We start from the raw sequence: 18,226 nt of genomic DNA, 5'->3' as shown, positions 1-18,226 counted from the left end.
TCAGGCCGCTTTCCGGAATGTGAGGTTGATGCGGATGGGGCCGAGCTGCGAAAGAAGCGGGTGGGGTGCCTCCTTCAGCGGCAGCACGCCGTGGTAGCGCAGCCGGTCTTCGCCGCCCCAGACCACCACGTCGCCGTGCGCCAGCGGCACGCGCGCGGCCTTGTCGCCCCGTGCCAGCCCGCCGAACAGGAACACCGCCGGCATGCCGAGCGAGACCGAGACGATGGGCGCGCCGTGGTCGCGCTCGTCCTTGTCCTGGTGCAGCGACAGCCGCGCGCCGGGTGCGTAGCGGTTGACCAGGCAGGCGTCGGGCGCGAAGTTTTCGAAGCCCGCCGCCCCAGCCGCCTCGCGCGCCAGGCGTGCGAACGATGCGGGCATGGGCGGCCATGGCAGGCCGGTGTCGGGGTCGGTGGCGCTGTAGCGGTAGCCGCGCCGGTCGCTGGTCCAGCCCAGCGCGCCGCAGTTGGTGAGCGCCACGGACATGGTGAAGCCGCCCGGCGTGACGAGATGGCGAAAGGGCGCGCGCCCGGCCACCGCGTCGATCGCCGGCAGCAGCTCGTTCACGAAGGGCAGCGCGAAGCCGGGGAGCACGAACGCACCGGGGCCGAGCGGCTCGCGGGCTTCGCGGGGCAGGTCGTCGAACAAGGAGAGGCTGGAAGACCCGCCGGTGTGCGCCCGTCCGGAGTCCGTCGCGGCCGCCGTGTTCTTCATGGTCGTTTTCATTCCCCCGATCTTTGCTGAAAACTCGCGCCCCCCGCCGCGCGCCTGCACCGACCTACGCGTCGGCCGACACGCCGCATCCCATATTCAGGTGATGCCGTCGTGCAAGGCCATCGCTAGCCTCTGCGCCTTGGCTTTAAGTAGTGCTTAGGGTTTAAATTCTTGGCACTGCGTAACTGAAGGGTTATGGTGTATTCATCATGGACAGCACCCGGCTCGATCTCAGCGTTCCAGATGGCTGGACGGGTTGGTTCGAGCTCATGCGCACGCCGAGCGGCACCTACGCCGGTATCTGCGAACTGAGCCTGCGCGGGATTCCGCGCTGCGCGCTCGTGATCACGCAGCAACTTTCCTGGGACGCGGCCGTGGAACGCGCCACGCTGCGCGCCGACCATTTCGTGCGGCAATGGGGGCCGGCGCGCGGGCACTGAACCGACGAACCGTTTGCGGCGGCGCAGCAGAACCGGCGAGGGCGTGGTAGAAACCGCGAGCCTTTCCGACCCACGCTCCAACCCACGCGCCGCCGACATGCCGAATCCTCCGTGCAGGAACGCAGACATCCCGCACATCCGGTGGCTGGCGTGGCTGCTGCTGGCGTTCGCGGCGTTCTTCCTTGCCGGCTGCGCCAGCCTGCCCGGCGAGGACCAGGTGCATCGCAAGCCTTCGACCGCCATCGCGGACGGCGCCGACACCACGCTCGGCCGCCTCGTGAAGGCCACCGCACCGCCCGGCGAGCCGCTCAGCGGGTTCCGCCTGCTGCCGATGCCGCAGTTCTCGCTGCACGCGCGCATCGAGCTCGCGCGCCGTGCGCAACGCTCCATCGACGTGCAGTACTACCTCGTGCAGAACGACGAGACCGGCCGCTACCTGCTGCGTGCCTTGCGCGACGCGGCGGACCGCGGCGTGCGCGTGCGGCTGCTGGTGGACGACCTCTACACCGCCGGCGCCGACCCGCTGTTCACCAGCTTCGCCTCGCACCCGAACGTGGAAGTGCGCCTGTTCAACCCGTTCCCGGCCGGGCGGGACCGCTTCGGCACGCGCTGGGCGTGGTCGATCCTCGATTTCGACCGCGTGCACCGCCGCATGCACAACAAGCTCTACGTGGTGGACAACAGCGTGGGCGTGATGGGCGGGCGCAACATGGCCAACGAGTACTTCCTGCGGGACGGCGGCTCGAACTTCATCGACATCGACACGCTGGTGGCCGGCGCCGTGGTGCCCCGGCTGTCGTCGCTGTTCGACATGTACTGGAACAGTCCGTACGTGTACCCCATCGAGTCGCTGGTGCCCGCCACCGGCGAGAGCCCGCAGCAACTGCGCGAGCGCTTCGACCGGCTCACCACCGGGCCCGCCCAGTTGCACCCCGAGGAGCCCGAGTCGACCGACCTTCTGGGCAACAACCCGCTGGCCAAGGACCTCGACGCCGGCGCGCTGAAGCTGGTGTGGGCCCGCGCCGAGGCCTATGCCGACGCGCCGGCCAAGGCGCTGGGGCCCGAGGAAGCGCGCGGCCTGCCCGCCGACGAGTCGCGCGACAGCGTGCTCTACAACGTGCGCCGCTACCTGCGCGGCGCGCAGAACGAGGTCATGCAGACCACGCCCTACCTGATCCCGGGGCGCGGCGGCATGGAAACCATCCAGATCGTGCGCGGCAACGGCGTGGCCTACAGCATCGTCACCAACTCGCTCGCGGCCACTGACGAATCGCTGGTGCACATCGGCTACCGCCGCTACCGCGCCCAGATGCTGCGCCTGGGCGTCGAGCTGTACGAACTGAGCCCGAAGCGGGTGGAGCAGACGAAGCGCTTCGGCATGTACGGCTCGGCGGCGGGCCGGCTGCACGGCAAGTCGGCGGTGATCGACCGCCACACGGTGTTCATCGGCTCGATGAACTTCGATCCGCGCTCGATGCTGCACAACACCGAGATCGGCATCTTCATCTTCAGCCCGCAGATCGCACAGCAGCTCACCAGCCTGATCGGTTTCATCCGGCTGGACGGCGCCTACCAGCTGCAGCTCGGGCCGACCGGGGCCATCGAATGGGTCAGTCCGGCCTCGGGTGACGCTGCCGACACCATCCTGCACCAGGAGCCCGAGACGGACTTCTGGGCCCGCTGGCGGCTGGATCTGCTGGCACCGCTGGTGGCCGAGAGCCTGCTCTAGCCGAGGCACAAGCGCCGCCGGGCCGCATCCACAAAACAGAGGATGGCGAGGGGGAGGGGGGCACACAAGAATCGCATCACTCGTGTTACGAGTTGATTCTTTTGTTTGCCCTAACCCCCTCAGAAGCCTCATGAAAACAGACTACGCAACCCCGGCATCGGGCCAGTTCTTCAGGACGACGCGTTCCGCATGCGCGGTGGCGCTCCTTGTTTCCCTCGCGGCCTGCGGGGGCGGCGGAGGTGGCGGCGGCAGTGGATTCGTCGGGTTTCCCACCTCCGGCGGCGGTACCACCGTGCCGCCGGCCAGCGATCCGCCGGCCGCCACCGCTGTTACGTTTTCGGGCACCGCGGCCTCCGGTTTGCCGCTGTCGGGTACCGTCACCGTCAAGGACGCCAAGGGCGCGACCAAGACCGAACCGCTGGTCGACGGCAACTACAAGATCGACGTGACCGGCATGACCGCGCCCTTCGTCTTCCGCGCCGAAGGCACGGTGGGCGGCGTGCGCACGGTGATCCACTCGGCCGCCACCGCGGCGGACGCCAACGGCACCATCAACATCACGCCGCTGACCGATCTGGTGGTGGCCAACATCGCCGGCCGGCTGGCCGCGCAGTATTTCGAGGGCGGCGAGTTCGCCTCGCTCACGCCGGACGAGCTCAAGGCCGAGTCCGACGCACTGAAAGCCAAGCTGCTGCCGGTGCTGCAGGCGCTGGGCGTGGACTCGAGCATCGACCTGCTGCGCACCGCGTTCACGCCGCTGTCGAGCGCGCTGGACAAGGCGCTCGACGTGCTGCGCGTGAGCGTCGACCCGGCCACCAACGTGGCCACCATCACCAACATCGTCACGCAGCAGCAGATCACCGACGACCTGGCGGTGAAGGCCGCACAGGACGCCGGCACCACGCCGATGAGCGGAGCCGGCATGGAAACCGCGGCGGACGACATCACGTTGATCCGCAAGGCGCTGACCGACTACGTCGCCAAGTTCGCCACCGGGCTGCCCACGGCCGGCGAGCTGACGCCGCTGCTCGCGACCAGCAGCAACAGCCCCTACAACTTCCGGTTGTCGGACCTCAGCGCCGCCGAGTTCGCCAACGAAGAGGCCGCCGATACGAGCATGGTCGGCGCGAGCTTCACCGAGGTGGTGATCAACCGCATCAACTACACCATCGACCCGGTCAACAACCCCGGGCCCCGCGCCTACGTGGAGTTCACGCACCGCGACAAGAACGGCGTGGCCTTCAGCAACAACAAGGGCATGCAGGTGGTCAAGGGCAACGACGGCGTCTGGCGTTTCCGCGGCGACGGCCGCGTCCTGGACATCAATCCGCACGTGCAGGTCAGCAAGGACGCCGTCACGGGCTGCGTGACCACGGCGCTGCAGTTCTCCATCCGGGATTCGAATCCCAACAACAGCAACGCGGCCGTGTCGGTCGTGGTCACGGGCCCGGGGTTGCCGCCGAACGGGCTGCGCCACGTGCGCCCCGCGCTGGCCGGCGACTACTGGCCCATCGAGAACGGCGACGGCAGCAACCTGTACCGGCTCACCTCGAATTGCGCCAACCTGCCGACGGCGGGCTTGACCGACAGCGCGATCGCGGCGATCCCCGCCACGCCGGAGTACGTCTTCACGGCCTACACCAGCGGCGGGCAGGTCGCGCAGATCACGAACAGCACGACGGACATCGTGTACCGCCAGAGCTTCAACGCCCGCCCGATGACGCTGGCGGAAGCCGCAGCCGCCGCCTACCCGTCGTTCACGACCACGCCGGCCTTCGCGTCGTACAACGGCGGCAGCGACTTCACGGTGAGCGCCACGGGCCTGAACCCAGGCTTTGCCGCCGAGTTCTTCCTGAACCTGTTCGCCAGCCTTTCCGACAACGCACAGGAGCAGGCCGACGTGGCGCCGTCGAGCGGCGGCACCGCGTCGAAGACCTTCAACCTCTCGGTGGGCAGCACCCCGGTGTTCCGCAACATGTATGTCAGCACAAGGGACGCGACATGGCGCGACGTGGTCCTGCGCGACAGCCGCATCCTCCCTCCCTGAAAGCAGAAAAGCCCCGAGAGGGGCTTTTTTTCATGGGGCCTCGGATGAGCCTCGGGCAGCGCGCGAGGCGCCGCGGGCCTACTGTTGCAGCAGTCCGTTGAGGTAGGGCTCGGGATTCACGGCGGTGCCGTTCTTGCGGATCTCGAAGCGCAGCTTCACGCGGTCGGTGTTGCTCTTGCCCATCTCGCCGATCTTCTCGCCCTGGCGCACGACCTGGTTCTCCTTCACGAGGATGGTCTGCAGGTGCGCGTAGGCGGTGAGGTAGGTCTCGTTGTGCTTGACGATGATCATGTTGCCGTAGGCCGGCAGTTCGCCGCCCACGTACACGATGCGGCCGTCGGCCGAGGCGACGACCGCATCGCCGAGGTTGCCGGCGATGTCGATGCCCTTGTTGCGCACGCCGTCGAAGCGCGCGATCGTCGCGCCGGCGGCCGGGCGCACGAACAGCGCGGCGGGTTTCTGCACGGGCGGCGTGACCACGGGCGCGGGGCGCGGTGTGAGGTCGGTGGTGGTGCAGGCCGCGAGGCTTGCGAGGACCAGCGCCAGGGCGGCGGTACGGGAAACAATGGTCTGGAGTTGCATGGCGCTGTATGGGAACGGATTCGTTGCGGAGGGTTCCTGCGTTCTGGCGCGCCGGGCGCGCCACGCGGCGGGGGCGATGCTAGCAAACTGCCGCGACGGCGCTGCGTGAAAGAGCAACCGCCACGGAAGGGGCCTTTGTGCGGCCAGGGGCTTGCAGCCGGCTACTTGAGCGGGATCGGCGTGCCGCGGTCGATCGGCACCGCGGTGATGCTGTTCTTGGGCGAGCCGTCGATCAGCAGGTCGGAGTAAGTCAGGTAGACCAGCGTGTTGCGCTTGGGGTCCACCATGCGCACCACGCGCAGGCGCTTGAAGAGAATCGACAGCCGCTCGCTGTAGACCTCCTCTCGCTTGGGCAGCGGCTGCGTGACCGAGACCGGGCCGACCTGGCGGCAGGCGATGGAGGCCTCGGCCTTGTCCTCGGCCAGGCCCACCGCGCCCTTGATGCCGCCGGTCTTGGCGCGCGACACGTAGCAGGTCACGCCGCTCACCTTGGGGTCGTCGTAGGCTTCCACCACGATCTTGTGGTCGGGGCCGATGAGCTTGAAGGCGGTGTCGACGTCGCCCACGACTTCCGCGTGCGCCGAGGCGGCCAGGGCGAGCCCGAGGCCGCATGCTGCGTGGAGAAGAATGCGGGGGCGGAGGGTCATGGCGGCTTGTTGCGGGTTCAAACGATGTCGATGGTGTGGACGCGGTCGAAACTGCCGCGCCGCCGGTCTTCGAAATAGTGCTCGAGCGTTTCGCGCACCGTGCGGAAGGCGATCTCGTCCCAGGGAATTTCTTCCTCGGTGAAGAGCTTCGCCTCGATGGTCTCGTGGCCGGGGTCGAACTTGTCGTCGAGCAGCCGGGCGCGGTAGAACAGGTGGACCTGGCCCACGCGCACCACGCTGATGACGGCGAACAGGCCCTCCATCACGTAGTTGGCTCCGGCCTCCTCGTCGGTCTCGCGGGCCGCGCCCTGGGCGGTGGTTTCCTCGAGTTCCATGAAGCCGGCCGGCAGCGTCCACTTGCCCCAGCGCGGCTCGATGTTGCGCTTGCACAGCAACACCTTGTCGCCCAGGACCGGGATCGTGCCCACCACGTTCAGCGGGTTCTCGTAGTGGATGGTGTGGCAGGCCGGGCACACCGCGCGCTGCTTGGTGTCGCCGTCGTCGGGCACGCGGTAGACCACCGCGGTGCCGCAGTTCTTGCAGTGCTTGATGGGAACGCGCAGGAGCATGAAACCGGCCGCCGTCTTCAGACGACCTTGACGGTCAGCGTGGGCAGGCCCGCCACTTCGCCCACGAGCGTGTCGCCTGCAACGACGGCAGCCACGCCTTCGGGCGTGCCGGTGAAGATCAGGTCGCCGGGCTGCAGCTCCCAGGCGGCAGAGAGGTGCTCGATGGTCTCGGCCACGTTCCAGATCAGCTTGCTCACGTTGCTGCGCTGGCGGTCGGTGCCGTTCACCTGCACCGAGATCTCCGCCTTCTCGGCATCGCCGGCCTGTGCCACGGGCACGATCGGGCCGATGGGCGCGCTCTGCTCGAAGCTCTTGCCGATGTCCCAGGGGCGACCCTGCTTCTTCATCTCGTTCTGGAGGTCGCGGCGCGTCATGTCGAGGCCGACCGCGTAGCCGTAGATGTGCTTGTGGGCGTCGGCCGCCAGGATGTTCTTGCCGCCGGTGCCGATGGCCACCACGAGTTCGATCTCGTGGTGCAGGTTCTTGGTCAGCGAGGGGTAGGCCATGGTGCCGGTCTGGCCGGCGTCGACCACCACCAGCGCGTCGGCCGGCTTCATGAAGAAGAAGGGCGGCTCGCGGCCGGTGAAGCCCATTTCCTTGGCGTGCTCTTCGTAGTTGCGGCCCACGCAGTAGATGCGGTGCACCGGGAAGCGGGCGGGCTGGCCGGCCACGGGAACCGAAACGGTGGCGGGCGGGGCGAAGACGAACTCGGAAGCCATTGCGACGTGTCCTTTTTGAACGAAACGAGAGCGGGAAGCCGGCAGTGTGCCAGAGGCGGCAGGCTCACAATAGACGCCCTGCGCATCTCATCGTTTCCACCATGCCCATCCGATTCGGCAAGGCCGGCAAGGCCACCGCCCTCAATGAACTCGGTCGCCAGCGCGACGACGACGGCGACCAGGACGGCGCGCTCGAGGCCTACGCACGGGCCAGCGCCGTCCATCCGTACTGGGCCGTGCCCTGGTACAACGCCGGCCTGATCCACAAGTACCGCGGCGACTGGGCCGCCTCGCTGCAGGCCAACGCCCGCGCCGTCGAGTGCGATCCGCAGAACCAGGGCGCCATCTGGAACCTGGGCATCGCCGCGACCGCGCTCGGCGACTGGGCCACGGCGCGGCGCGCCTGGCGGCAATACGGCATCGGCGTGCCCGACGGCGACGGCCCGGTCGACTACTTCGTCGGCCTCACGCCGATCCGCGTGCATGGCGGCGAGGCCAGCGAGGTGGTGTGGGCCGACCGCATCGACCCGGCCCGCGCCATCCTGCGCAACGTGCCCACGCCGGCCAGCGGCCACCGCTACGGCGACCTGGTGCTGCACGACGGCGCGGCCAACGGCTACCGCCAGCGCGGCGACCGCGAAGTGCCGGTGTTCGATGCGCTCGAACTCATCGCGCCGTCGGACTACTCGACCTACGAGGTGTCCATCGGCAACGCCGTCAGCGACGACATCGATGCGCTCATCCGGCGCCTCGAGGCGGGCGACGCCGGCGCCGAGAACTGGAGCACCAGCATGCAGCTGCTGTGCCGCGCCTGCTCCGAGGGCCGTCCTTATGGGGAGGGCCAGCACGACCATGGTCCCGAAGAGATTCCGGGCGCGATGGGCCCGTGGCGGCTCGGCATCGCCACGCGCGACGAATCGGCCGTGCGCCGCGTCCTCGACGAATGGCGCGCAGGCGTCTCGACCGATGCCTCGCTGCACGACTTCCGCTGCGTGCTGCAGGCTTCACCCCGGTGCTGAAGCCCGAGCCAAGGAACGCTATGCTTGGAAAATCATGAAGCTGCATAACTATTTCCGCTCCTCTTCCTCGTTCCGCGTGCGCATCGCCCTGAACCTGAAGGGCCTCGACTACGAGTACATCCCGGTGCACATCGCACGCGGCGAACACCGCACCGGCCCTTACTCCGCCATCTCGGCCGACATGCTGGTGCCGCTGCTCGAGGACGAAGGCGAACGCTTCTCGCAATCGCTGGCCATCATGGAGTACCTCGACGAGACGCATCCCGAGCCGGCACTGCTGCCGGGCGACCCGGTGGGCCGCGCCCACGTGCGCGCGCTGGCGCAGTCCATCGCCTGCGAGATCCATCCCCTGAACAACCTGCGCGTGCTCAAGTACCTCGTGAAGGACCTGAAGCTCGACGAAGAGGCCAAGAACACCTGGTACCGCCACTGGGTGCGCGACGGCATGCTGGCCTTCGAGCGCCAGCTGGCGCAGCACCCGGCCGGCAGGTTCTGCTACGGCAACACGCCGACGCTGGCCGACTGCTGCCTGGTGCCGCAGATCTTCAATGGCCGCCGCTTCGACTGCGACTTCAGCGGCCTGCCGCGCAGCATGGCCGCCTTCGAGGCCTGCATGGAGCTCGACGCCTTCCAGCGCGCGCAGCCTTCCCAGGCACCCGACGCGGAAGCCTGAAGCGCATGAACGAGCGCTGGCTCGTGCCGCAATGGCCCGCACCGCCGAACGTGCGGGCCGTGTGCACCACGCGCGAGGGCGGCGTGTCGCAGGGGCGCTACGAGAGCCTCAACCTCGGTGACCATGTGGGCGACGACCCGGCGCATGTCGCCGCGAATCGCGGCCGCCTGCGCACCGCCATCGCTGCGCGTCCCGTCTTCCTGCAGCAGGTCCACGGCGTCGGCGTGGTGGCGCTCGATGCCGCACACGACGCAGTGCACGACGGCACTGCGGCCGATGCCTGCACCGCCACGGCCGCCGGCCTGGCCTGCACGATCATGGTGGCCGATTGCCTGCCCGTGCTTTTCACCGACGAGGCCGGCCACCGCGTGGCCGCAGCGCACGCCGGCTGGCGCGGCCTGGCCGGCGGGGTGCTGGAGCAGACGGCCAGGGCATTCGCAGCGGAAGAGGGCGCGCCGCGCGTCATCGCATGGCTGGGGCCCTGCATCGGCCCCGAGGCCTTCGAGGTCGGTCCGGAGGTCAAGGCCGCGTTCGAGGCGCATGCCCCCGAGGCCGCGTCCTGCTTCAAGCTGGCACGCGCCCCCGGCAAATGGCTGGCCGACCTGCCCGCGCTGGCGCGACAGCGGCTGAATGCCGTGGGCATCGCGTCGGTGCATGGCAACGACGGCAGCGACGCGTGGTGCACCGTCGCCAACCGTTCACGGTTCTTTTCGCACCGGCGCGACGGCGTCAGCGGGCGCTTCGCCGCCCTGGTCTGGAAGGCCTGAGGCGGCAACGCCTGTGCCCGGCTTGCGTGCCGCCTGCGCTGCGGCCTCACGGGCGGCCTCCTGCGCCTCGGCCTCGCGCTGCTTCGCCGCGCGGCGGCGCCCCGGCGCACCCATCAGGTAAACCACCAGTGCGACCGGACCCAATCCGTACAAAAGAAATGTGAAGATGGCGCCCAGCACCGTGCCCGTGGTGTTGGTGGCTTCGGCAACGGCCATCATCACGACGACATACAGCCAGCCGATGACGATCAGATGGATGAACACGAGAAGTTTCAGTTGGTAAGTGAACGGGCGGGTCTGCGGGACGAAGCGTTGTGAGTGCCTTGTGAATGCAGGATACTCAAAACACGCAAGCCATCCGGATCGATTCAGGCGAGGACCAGGAGACATGATGAAGCAACCCACGGGGGCCGATGCGTTCGCGCCCTTCCAGCAGGCACTGACCGAGGGATGGAGCAAGGCGCTGGAGTCGTTCCAGCAGTCCGCCGCACGAGGGGCTTCGGCCTTCAGTCCGGGCGGTACGCCGCTGTGGGAAATGCCCTCGATGCCCGGGCTTGCCAACGGCATGAAGATGCCCGAGCTGCCCAGGTTTTCGATCGCCCCCGAGAAGCTCCAGTCGATCCAGCAGCAGTACATGGCCGACGCCACCGAACTCTGGCGCCAGGGCTTCGGCGCCAGGCCCGAGGGCGACAAGCGCTTCGCCGGCGAAGCCTGGGGCAGCAACCCGCTGTCGGCGTTCTCGGCCGCCGTGTATCTGCTCAACGGCCGCACCGTGCTGAGCATGGCCGAGGCCGTCGACGCCGACGAGAAAACCAGGGCTCGGCTGCGCTTCGCGGTCGAGCAGTGGATGGCCGCCTCGTCGCCGAGCAACTCGCTCGCCCTCAACGTGGAAGCCCAGAAGAAGGCCATCGACACGCAGGGCGAGAGCATCGCCAGGGGCATCCAGAACCTGCTGAACGACGTGAAGCAGGGCCACCTCAGCATGACCGACGAGAGCGCCTTCGAGGTCGGCCGCAACGTGGCCACCACCGAGGGTGCGGTGGTCTTCGAGAACGACTACTTCCAGCTCCTCGAGTACAAGCCGCTCACTGCCAAGGTGTACGAGCGGCCGTTCCTGCTGGTGCCGCCCTGCATCAACAAGTTCTACATCCTCGACCTGCAGCCCGAGAACTCGCTGATCCGCTATGCGAACGAGCAGGGCCACCGCGTGTTCGTCGTGAGCTGGCGCAACCCCGACGCGTCGATGGAGCAGGCCACCTGGGACGACTACATCGAGAACGCCGCCATCAAGGCGATCCACACGGTGCAGGAAATCACCGGGAGCAAGCAGATCAACACGCTGGGCTTCTGCGTGGGCGGCACCATCCTGAGCACCGCGCTGGCCGTGCTCGCGGCGCGCGGCGAGAAGCCGGCCGCATCGGTCACGCTGCTGACCACCTTCCTCGACTTCAGCGACACGGGCATCCTCGACATCTTCGTCGACGAGCAGATGGTGGCCTACCGCGAGATGCAGCTCGGCAAGGGCGGCCTGCTGCCCGGCGGCGACCTGGCCTCGACCTTCAGCTTCCTGCGGCCCAACGACCTGGTGTGGAACTACGTGGTGGGCAACTACCTGAAGGGCGAGACCCCGCCGCCCTTCGACCTGCTGTACTGGAACAGCGACGCCACCAACCTGCCGGGTCCGTTCTACGCCTGGTACCTGCGCAACACGTACCACGAGAACAAGCTGGCCAAGCCCAATGCGCTCACCGTGTGCGGCCAGAAGGTCGACCTGGGCAGCATCGACATCCCGGCCTACATCTACGGTTCGCGCGAAGACCACATCGTGCCCATCGGCGGCGCCTACGCGTCCACCCAGTTGCTGCCGGGCAAGAAGCGCTTCGTGATGGGCGCGTCGGGCCACATCGCCGGCGTGATCAACCCGCCTGCCAAGAAAAAGCGCAGCCACTGGATCCGCGAAGACGGCAAGTTTCCCCGCTCGCAGGCCGAATGGCTGAGCGGCGCGCAGGAGCATCCCGGCAGCTGGTGGACCGACTGGGCACAATGGCTCAAGGGCAATGCGGGCAAGCAGATCCCGGCGCCCAAGGGCTACGGCAACGGCAAGGCCTACAAGGCCATCGAGCCGGCGCCGGGCCGCTACGTCAAGGCCAAGGCCTGAAGAACATGGCACACCCCAGGCTTGCGCACGGCGTGTGGCCGCCAACCCCCTTGCAGGGGGCAACACCAGCGGCCCGGCAGAGCCGGTTCCGCGGTGTTTACGGGCCGGGCTCTTGCTGAATAAGACTCGCGCCTGAACCTGGGTGCACACTTTTTAAATCAGTCACTTCAACGGAGAACCTCATGGAAGACATCGTCATCGTTTCGGCTGCGCGCACGGCGGTTGGCAAGTTCGGCGGCTCGCTCGCCGGCATTCCGGCCACCGAGCTCGGCGCCATCGTCATCAAGGAAGTGATTGCGCGTGCCAACCTCACCGCCGACCAGGTCGGCGAGGCCATCATGGGCCAGGTGCTTGCGGCAGGTGCCGGCCAGAACCCCGCGCGCCAGGCATGGCTGAAGGGCGGCGGCACCAAGGAAACGCCGGCGCTCACCATCAACGCCGTGTGCGGCTCGGGCCTGAAGGCCGTGATGCTGGCCGCCCAGGCCGTGGCCACGGGCGACAGCGAGATCGTCATCGCCGGCGGCCAGGAGAACATGAGCATGGCGCCGCACGTGCTGCCCAACTCGCGCAACGGCCAGCGCATGGGCGACTGGAAGATGGTCGACACCATGATCGTGGACGGCCTGTGGGACGTCTACAACCAGTACCACATGGGCATCACCGCCGAGAACGTGGCCAAGAAGTTCGGCATCGACCGCGCCGCCCAGGACGAGCTCGCCCTCGCCAGCCAGACCAAGGCCGCCGCCGCGCAGGACGCCGGCAAGTTCAAGGACGAGATCGTCTCGGTGAGCATCCCGCAGAAGAAGGGCGACCCGGTCGTCTTCGACAAGGACGAGTTCATCAACCGCAAGACCAGCGCCGAAGGCCTGGCCGGCCTGCGTCCCGCCTTCGACAAGGCCGGCGGCGTGACCGCGGGCAATGCCTCGGGCCTGAACGACGGCGCCGCCGCCGTGATGGTCATGACGGCCAAGAAGGCCGCCGCGCTCGGCCTGAAGCCGCTGGGCCGCATCGCCAGCTACGCCACCGCCGGCCTCGACCCCGCCATCATGGGCATGGGCCCGGTGCCCGCGTCGACGAAGGCGCTGCAGCGCGCCGGCTGGAAGGCCGCCGACCTCGACCTGCTGGAAATCAACGAAGCCTTCGCAGCGCAGGCCTGCGCCGTGAACAAGGAAATGGGCTGGGACGTGAACAAGGTCAACGTCAACGGTGGCGCGATTGCCATCGGCCACCCCATCGGCGCGTCCGGCTGCCGCATCCTGGTGACGCTGCTGCACGAAATGCAGCGCCAGAACGCCAAGAAGGGCATTGCGTCGCTGTGCATCGGCGGCGGCATGGGCGTGGCGCTGACCATCGAGCGCTGAGAAGGCGCGAATAAAGCTGCTGCGCACCCCGATCTCGCATCTGCGGTCCTCACCGTACCTGGGTACGGTTCCGGTCCTCGATACGACCTCGGGGCGCTCGCGACGCTTTCTTCGCACGTTCTCCAAGCCGCCTATCGCGACATCGACGGTCGCTGCGCCATCGCCGCGCGCCAGCGCAGCAGCTCGGGGTGCTGTTCCCCGGGCTTGACCCGCACCACGCGGGCGAAGTCCACCGCCACCACCGCGGTGATGTCGGCAATGCTGAACCGGTCGGTGACGATGAACTCGCGGCCGGCCAGCTGCTCATTCAGCGTCTCGAAGAATTGCTCGACACGCGCCCGTCCGCGCTGTGCCAGCTCGGGGATCTGCGCGTAGTTCACCGGGCCGGGCAGCGCACGGTCGGCCATGGCCGGCGAGCCGTTGCGCAGCGTCTCGGCAATCGCCAGCAGGCCCTCGAACTCGATGCGCCAGTTCCAGCTGGCAACCTCCGCTTTCTCGCGCGGCGTGATGCCCATCAGCGGCGGCTCGGGATGGCGTGCTTCCGCCCAGGCCGCGATGGCGGCGTTGTCGGTCAGCAGGCCGTCTTCTTCCGTGCGAAGCGCGGGCACCGTGCATTGCGGATTGATCTCGCGGTAGGCGTTGCCCAGTTGCTCACCACGGACGAGGTCGACCTGCACGGTCTCGTGCGCAATGCCCTTTTCGGCAAGCAGGATGCGCGCGCGCCGCGGACTCGGCGCCGTGGCGCAGTCGTAGAGAATGTTCATCGCCTGTTCAACTCCTGGAACGCATTGCATGAATGGCACGACCCCCGATGGCGTCTACACGCCGCCCACCGTCTGGTCCTGGAACAAGGAAAGCGGCGGCCGTTTCGCGAACATCAATCGCCCGATCGCGGGTGCTACCCACGACAAGGATCTGCCGGTGGGAAAGCATCCGCTGCAACTCTATTCGCTTGCCACGCCCAACGGCGTGAAAGTGACGGTGATGCTCGAGGAACTGCTGGCGCTGGGCCACGCCGGCGCCGAGTACGACGCCTGGCTGATCCGCATCAGCGAGGGCGACCAGTTCGGCAGCGGCTTCGTGGCGGTGAACCCGAATTCCAAGATCCCCGCGCTGCTCGACCGCAGCGAACCCACGCCCGTGCGCGTCTTCGAGTCCGGCGCGATCCTGCAGTACCTGTCCGAGAAGTTCGGCGGTGCCTTCCTGCCGGCCGATCGTGCGAAGCGCGCCGAGTGCCTGTCGTGGCTCTTCTGGCAGATGGGCAGCGCGCCGTACCTGGGCGGCGGCTTCGGCCACTTCTATGCCTATGCGCCCAGCAAGATCGAATACGCCATCGATCGCTTCGCCATGGAGGTGAAGCGACAGCTCGACGTGCTCGACCGCCGCCTCGCGCAAAGCCGCTACCTTGCTGGCGACGACTACACCATCGCCGACATGGCGGTGTGGCCCTGGTACGGGACGCTCGCCAAGGGCCAGCTGTACGAAGCGGGTGAGTTCCTGCAGGTGGGCGAGTACAGGAACGTGCTGCGCTGGACCGACGAGATCGCGCAGCGCCCGGCGGTGCAGCGCGGTCGCATGGTCAACCGCGCCTGGGGGCAGGAGTCGAGTCAGCTGCGCGAGCGGCACGACGCAAGCGACTTCGAGACCCGCACGCAGGACAAGCTCGAGACACCGACCTGAACGAACCGCGAGGAGCCGGCCCATGAGCGACAGGATCCTGGTCTTCTACGGTTCCTACCGCTCCGGCCGCATGGGCGTGCGCCTGGCGGACTACATCGTCGCCGCGTTGCGCGCGCGCGGCGATGACGCGGAACTCATCGATGCGAAGGAGGTCGGCCTGCCGATGCTCGACCGCATGTACAAGGAATATCCGAAGGGCACCGCGCCCGCGGCCATGGAAGCCCTGGCCGGGAAGATTCGCGCGGCCGACGCCTTCATCTTCGTCACCGGCGAATACAACTGGGGCCCGCAGCCGGGCTTGAAGAACCTCACCGATCACTTCCTCGAGGAGTGGTTCTGGCGGCCGGCCGCGGTGGCCAGCTATTCGGCGGGGCGCTTCTCGGGCGTGCGCTCGGGCACCGTGTGGCATTCGATCCTCTCGGAGATGGGCATGGTCGTGGTGTCGAGCACGCTGGCCGTGGGACCCATCTCGCAGACGCTGGACGCCGATGCCAATCCGACCGGCGCCGCTGGCGAGTCGCTCGAGCGCTCGTTCGGCCGCTTCGCTGACGACCTGGCCTGGTGGACCGAGGCGGCGCGCGCGCAGCGCGAGCGCAATCCACCGCCGTATTGAAGGATGCGACTTCAGGGTCGAGCGTGACGCGTTGTTCACCGCCCAAATTTTGGGCAACGTAATTAATTCCTTTGTAAAACAACGACTTGCGGCGCTTTTACAAGGCTTCTCATGAGTTATCCCCAAAGTTGTGCACTGAAAGTGGGGACGACATGGGGTTTTCCATGATTCAAGGCCAAGTGGCTGAGCCGACGCTGCTTTTTGCCGCTTGAATATTGCGAGAAAGTATTCCTTGCAGGGCTTGCCACCCCGAATCGCATCATTTCGGCCGCCTGGGTTGTTCACCGCTCAAAATTTGAGCAAACTAAGGAATACCCTTATGAAACAACAACTTATGTGTGTTTTACAAGGCTCCTCATGAGTTACCCCCAAAGTTGTCCACGGGAAATGGGGATGGACAGGGAGTTGTTCAGCAAACAGCCCCAAGTGCCTGTTTTTATGTAGCAGCGGCTAGTTCCACGCTTCGGCCTGCTGCCCGGCGTAGTGGCGGCACAAGGTGTCGACCAGCGCCTGTGCATAGACCGGCAGCGAGGCCCGGTTGCGCACGAGCAGGTAGCGCTCGCGCACGCACCATGCATCGCCGAGGTCGATCAGCGCAAGCTGCATGCTTTCCTGGTTGCGCCGCGCCGCCGACTCCGGCACCACCCCGATGCCCACGCCGCTGCCGATCATCCGGCACATGGCGTCGAAGCTGCCGAGCTGGATGCGCAGCTTCTGCCGCTTGCCCAGGTTGTCGGTGATCTGCGCCAGGAAGGCCTGCAGCGTGCTGCCCTGCTGCATGCCGATGGCGTCCTCGTCGAGCGTCTCGGCGAACGAGATCTGCCGGCGCTTCGCGAAGCGATGCCTGCGCGACGTGACAAGCACCAGCCGGTCGGTGCTGAAGTGGATCGACTCCAGCCCCAGCGTGTCGACCCGGCCCGCGACGATACCGATGTCGGCGCGCCCGTCGAGCACGCCGCGCGGGATCTGAGCATTCGGTTTTTCCTGAAGGTCGACATTGATGCGCGGGTTGTGCGCCAGAAAGCCCGGCAGGATCTCCGGCAGGAAGTCGGTCACTGCCGTGGTGTTGGCGAACACGCGCAGGTGGCCGCGCAGGCCGCCGCCGTACTCGAGCAGGTCGGCGCGCAACTGCTCGGTCTGGTGCAGCACCAGCCGCGCGTGATGCAGGAACGCCTCGCCGGGTGGCAGCAGCCGCACGCCGCGCGCCTCGCGCTGCAGCAGCTGCAGTCCGGCCTGCGACTCCAGCGCCTTGATGCGCGCGCTCGCCGCGGCCAGCGACAGATGCTGGCGCTCCGCGGCGCGCGTGAGGTTGCCGAGTTCGGCTGCGGCCACGAACAGGCGAAGGTCGGTCAGGTCGAAGAGCATCGGGCGATGGTAGGCCGCGGGCAGACCGGAGCCTTCGGAATTGCGGAAGACGGGGTTCTGAAATCGCAGATTGCGCGATGGGGGAGGGCGCTCGACCATGCAGCCATGGAGACACGACACAGAACAGCAAGCACCGGATTGAAAGTCCGTTGCCCGTCCGGCAAAGCACTGCGGACCTTCGCGCTCGCGGTCCTGGCCGCTGCGGCGGCGCTGGTGCAGGCCGCCCCCGCACGTGCCGACACCTATCCCTCGCGCCCCGTCACGCTCGTGGTGCCGCAGGCCGCGGGCGGCACCAACGACATCGTCGGGCGCCTCGTGGGCCAGAAGCTCGGCGAGGTGATGCACAACGCCAGCGTCGTGGTCGACAACCGTCCCGGCGCTGGCGGCAACATCGGCACGCAACTGGTGGCCAAGGGTCCGAAGGACGGCTACACGCTGCTCATGACCATCAGCAGCAGCCAGGCGATCAACCCCGCGCTCTACAGGAACCCGGGCTTCGACCCGGTGAAGGACTTCAAGCCGGTGGGCCTCGTCGGCGCGGTGCCCAATGTGCTGCTGGTGAACCCCTCCTTCCCGGCGAAGGATCTCGCCGGGTTCCTGAAGCTCGCGCGGCAGAAGGGCGCCGACTACCAGTACGCCTCGGCCGGCAACGGCACGCTCAACCACCTGCTCGGCGAAATGCTGAACAGCATGGCCGGCCTCTCGCTGCAGCACGTCCCGTACAAGGGCGTGGCGCCTGCGCTCAACGACGTGCTGGGCGGTCAGCTGCCGATCGTGTTCGCGAGCCTGCCGTCGGCGCTGGCGCACATCAAGGCCGGCAAGCTGCGCGCGCTGGCCGTGAGCGGCGACAGGCGCTCGCCCGTGCTGCCCGACGTGCCCACCATCGCCGAGGCCGTGCCCGGCTACAACGGCACGCTGTGGATCGGCCTGTTCGCACCCGCCGGCGTGCCGGCCGACGTGCTGGCCACCCTGCAGGACGCCACGCGCAAGGCGCTGGCCTCGAAGGACCTGCGCGACAAGCTCGACCAGCAGGGCGTGGAGATGGCCGCGCCCGCCACCCCCGAACAGTTCGCGGCGCTGCTGCAGGACGACCTCGCCAAGTGGGCGCGGATCGTCAAGGCCTCCGGCGCCGCGGTCGACTGAACG

19 protein-coding genes are annotated in these 18,226 nt (G+C 67.8%); 11 read left to right on the top strand and 8 right to left on the bottom strand.

From position 1 onward, the window contains the following. Positions 1-711 carry a DNA oxidative demethylase AlkB gene (alkB, locus tag AACL56_RS19195; RefSeq protein WP_339092901.1) on the bottom strand — a complete coding sequence of 237 codons (711 nt, stop codon included), beginning with the start codon at positions 709-711 and terminating at the stop codon, positions 1-3. Positions 712-920: 209 nt separating this feature from the next. Here alkB and AACL56_RS19190 point away from each other — a divergent pair, with 209 nt between their 5' ends. The 3 genes from AACL56_RS19190 to AACL56_RS19180 all read left to right on the top strand — a co-directional run bounded on the left by AACL56_RS19190 (position 921) and on the right by AACL56_RS19180 (position 4,927). Next, a complete protein-coding gene (locus tag AACL56_RS19190; RefSeq protein WP_339091403.1) occupies positions 921-1,151 on the top strand; it encodes a hypothetical protein in 231 nt (76 codons plus the stop codon). A gap of 97 nt (positions 1,152-1,248) precedes the next feature. Next, a complete protein-coding gene (locus tag AACL56_RS19185) occupies positions 1,249-2,880 on the top strand; it encodes a phospholipase D family protein (RefSeq protein WP_339091402.1) in 1,632 nt (543 codons plus the stop codon). A gap of 130 nt (positions 2,881-3,010) precedes the next feature. Beyond that, positions 3,011-4,927 (top strand): hypothetical protein, encoded by a 1,917-nt coding sequence (locus AACL56_RS19180; protein ID WP_339091401.1) that lies wholly within the window; start codon positions 3,011-3,013, stop codon positions 4,925-4,927. Positions 4,928-5,005: 78 nt separating this feature from the next. Here the strand turns inward: AACL56_RS19180 and AACL56_RS19175 are convergent, their stop codons facing one another. The 4 genes from AACL56_RS19175 to AACL56_RS19160 all read right to left on the bottom strand — a co-directional run bounded on the left by AACL56_RS19175 (position 5,006) and on the right by AACL56_RS19160 (position 7,444). Then, positions 5,006-5,509 carry a murein hydrolase activator EnvC family protein gene (locus AACL56_RS19175; protein WP_339091400.1) on the bottom strand — a complete coding sequence of 168 codons (504 nt, stop codon included), beginning with the start codon at positions 5,507-5,509 and terminating at the stop codon, positions 5,006-5,008. A gap of 161 nt (positions 5,510-5,670) precedes the next feature. Further along, entirely contained in the window at positions 5,671-6,156 is a 486-nt protein-coding gene (locus tag AACL56_RS19170) for a CreA family protein (RefSeq protein WP_339091399.1), read from the bottom strand. A gap of 17 nt (positions 6,157-6,173) precedes the next feature. Beyond that, positions 6,174-6,725 carry an NUDIX hydrolase gene (locus tag AACL56_RS19165; protein ID WP_339091398.1) on the bottom strand — a complete coding sequence of 184 codons (552 nt, stop codon included), beginning with the start codon at positions 6,723-6,725 and terminating at the stop codon, positions 6,174-6,176. A 17-nt stretch (positions 6,726-6,742) separates the two neighbouring features. Next, positions 6,743-7,444 (bottom strand): fumarylacetoacetate hydrolase family protein, encoded by a 702-nt coding sequence (locus AACL56_RS19160; protein ID WP_339091397.1) that lies wholly within the window; start codon positions 7,442-7,444, stop codon positions 6,743-6,745. Positions 7,445-7,545: 101 nt separating this feature from the next. Between AACL56_RS19160 and AACL56_RS19155 the strand changes: the two genes are divergently transcribed. Genes AACL56_RS19155 through pgeF form a run of 3 tightly spaced genes read left to right on the top strand, consistent with a single transcriptional unit; the run spans position 7,546 to position 9,903 of the window. Further along, a complete protein-coding gene (locus tag AACL56_RS19155; protein WP_339091396.1) occupies positions 7,546-8,463 on the top strand; it encodes a tetratricopeptide repeat protein in 918 nt (305 codons plus the stop codon). A gap of 34 nt (positions 8,464-8,497) precedes the next feature. Beyond that, positions 8,498-9,136 (top strand): maleylacetoacetate isomerase, encoded by a 639-nt coding sequence (maiA, locus tag AACL56_RS19150; protein WP_339091395.1) that lies wholly within the window; start codon positions 8,498-8,500, stop codon positions 9,134-9,136. Between the two features lie 5 nt (positions 9,137-9,141). Then, positions 9,142-9,903 (top strand): peptidoglycan editing factor PgeF, encoded by a 762-nt coding sequence (gene pgeF / locus AACL56_RS19145; RefSeq protein WP_339091394.1) that lies wholly within the window; start codon positions 9,142-9,144, stop codon positions 9,901-9,903. On the opposite strand, the gene AACL56_RS19140 is transcribed toward pgeF, so the two are convergent. Further along, entirely contained in the window at positions 9,835-10,167 is a 333-nt protein-coding gene (locus AACL56_RS19140; protein ID WP_339091393.1) for a hypothetical protein, read from the bottom strand. The two genes, pgeF and AACL56_RS19140, sit on opposite strands and share 69 nt — an antisense overlap. A 124-nt stretch (positions 10,168-10,291) precedes the next feature. Between AACL56_RS19140 and phaC the strand changes: the two genes are divergently transcribed. Then, positions 10,292-12,061 carry a class I poly(R)-hydroxyalkanoic acid synthase gene (phaC, locus tag AACL56_RS19135; RefSeq protein ID WP_339091392.1) on the top strand — a complete coding sequence of 590 codons (1,770 nt, stop codon included), beginning with the start codon at positions 10,292-10,294 and terminating at the stop codon, positions 12,059-12,061. A 182-nt stretch (positions 12,062-12,243) separates the two neighbouring features. Next, on the top strand, positions 12,244-13,422 hold the full coding sequence (locus tag AACL56_RS19130; RefSeq protein ID WP_339091391.1) for an acetyl-CoA C-acetyltransferase: 1,179 nt from the start codon (positions 12,244-12,246) through the stop codon (positions 13,420-13,422). A 131-nt stretch (positions 13,423-13,553) separates the two neighbouring features. Here AACL56_RS19130 and AACL56_RS19125 read toward each other — a convergent pair whose 3' ends face one another. Further along, a complete protein-coding gene (locus AACL56_RS19125; protein ID WP_339091390.1) occupies positions 13,554-14,186 on the bottom strand; it encodes a glutathione binding-like protein in 633 nt (210 codons plus the stop codon). A gap of 28 nt (positions 14,187-14,214) precedes the next feature. Between AACL56_RS19125 and yghU the strand changes: the two genes are divergently transcribed. Then, on the top strand, positions 14,215-15,102 hold the full coding sequence (yghU, locus tag AACL56_RS19120; protein ID WP_339091389.1) for a glutathione-dependent disulfide-bond oxidoreductase: 888 nt from the start codon (positions 14,215-14,217) through the stop codon (positions 15,100-15,102). Positions 15,103-15,124: 22 nt separating this feature from the next. Beyond that, entirely contained in the window at positions 15,125-15,715 is a 591-nt protein-coding gene (locus AACL56_RS19115) for an NADPH-dependent FMN reductase (RefSeq protein WP_339091388.1), read from the top strand. Positions 15,716-16,165: 450 nt separating this feature from the next. Here the strand turns inward: AACL56_RS19115 and AACL56_RS19110 are convergent, their stop codons facing one another. Further along, entirely contained in the window at positions 16,166-17,080 is a 915-nt protein-coding gene (locus AACL56_RS19110; protein WP_339091387.1) for a LysR family transcriptional regulator, read from the bottom strand. 168 nt (positions 17,081-17,248) lie between these two features. Here AACL56_RS19110 and AACL56_RS19105 point away from each other — a divergent pair, with 168 nt between their 5' ends. After that, a complete protein-coding gene (locus AACL56_RS19105) occupies positions 17,249-18,223 on the top strand; it encodes a tripartite tricarboxylate transporter substrate binding protein (RefSeq protein ID WP_425337068.1) in 975 nt (324 codons plus the stop codon). Positions 18,224-18,226 lie beyond the last annotated feature (3 nt).

Origin of the sequence: Variovorax paradoxus (assembly GCF_902712855.1) — a bacterium.
Lineage (GTDB): Bacteria > Pseudomonadota > Gammaproteobacteria > Burkholderiales > Burkholderiaceae_C > Variovorax > Variovorax paradoxus_Q.
This window is presented reverse-complemented; position numbering and strand designations above follow the sequence as displayed.

Bases quoted from the DNA above. Each gene is read 5' to 3' on its own strand.
- alkB (WP_339092901.1), bottom strand. From the start codon at position 711: ATGAAGAACACGGCGGCCGCGACGGACTCCGGACGGGCGCACACCGGC.
- AACL56_RS19190 (WP_339091403.1), top strand. From the start codon at position 921: ATGGACAGCACCCGGCTCGATCTCAGCGTTCCAGATGGCTGGACGGGT.
- AACL56_RS19185 (WP_339091402.1), top strand. From the start codon at position 1,249: ATGCCGAATCCTCCGTGCAGGAACGCAGACATCCCGCACATCCGGTGG.
- AACL56_RS19180 (WP_339091401.1), top strand. From the start codon at position 3,011: ATGAAAACAGACTACGCAACCCCGGCATCGGGCCAGTTCTTCAGGACG.
- AACL56_RS19175 (WP_339091400.1), bottom strand. From the start codon at position 5,509: ATGCAACTCCAGACCATTGTTTCCCGTACCGCCGCCCTGGCGCTGGTC.
- AACL56_RS19170 (WP_339091399.1), bottom strand. From the start codon at position 6,156: ATGACCCTCCGCCCCCGCATTCTTCTCCACGCAGCATGCGGCCTCGGG.
- AACL56_RS19165 (WP_339091398.1), bottom strand. From the start codon at position 6,725: ATGCTCCTGCGCGTTCCCATCAAGCACTGCAAGAACTGCGGCACCGCG.
- AACL56_RS19160 (WP_339091397.1), bottom strand. From the start codon at position 7,444: ATGGCTTCCGAGTTCGTCTTCGCCCCGCCCGCCACCGTTTCGGTTCCC.
- AACL56_RS19155 (WP_339091396.1), top strand. From the start codon at position 7,546: ATGCCCATCCGATTCGGCAAGGCCGGCAAGGCCACCGCCCTCAATGAA.
- maiA (WP_339091395.1), top strand. From the start codon at position 8,498: ATGAAGCTGCATAACTATTTCCGCTCCTCTTCCTCGTTCCGCGTGCGC.
- pgeF (WP_339091394.1), top strand. From the start codon at position 9,142: ATGAACGAGCGCTGGCTCGTGCCGCAATGGCCCGCACCGCCGAACGTG.
- phaC (WP_339091392.1), top strand. From the start codon at position 10,292: ATGATGAAGCAACCCACGGGGGCCGATGCGTTCGCGCCCTTCCAGCAG.
- AACL56_RS19130 (WP_339091391.1), top strand. From the start codon at position 12,244: ATGGAAGACATCGTCATCGTTTCGGCTGCGCGCACGGCGGTTGGCAAG.
- AACL56_RS19125 (WP_339091390.1), bottom strand. From the start codon at position 14,186: ATGAACATTCTCTACGACTGCGCCACGGCGCCGAGTCCGCGGCGCGCG.
- yghU (WP_339091389.1), top strand. From the start codon at position 14,215: ATGAATGGCACGACCCCCGATGGCGTCTACACGCCGCCCACCGTCTGG.
- AACL56_RS19115 (WP_339091388.1), top strand. From the start codon at position 15,125: ATGAGCGACAGGATCCTGGTCTTCTACGGTTCCTACCGCTCCGGCCGC.
- AACL56_RS19110 (WP_339091387.1), bottom strand. From the start codon at position 17,080: ATGCTCTTCGACCTGACCGACCTTCGCCTGTTCGTGGCCGCAGCCGAA.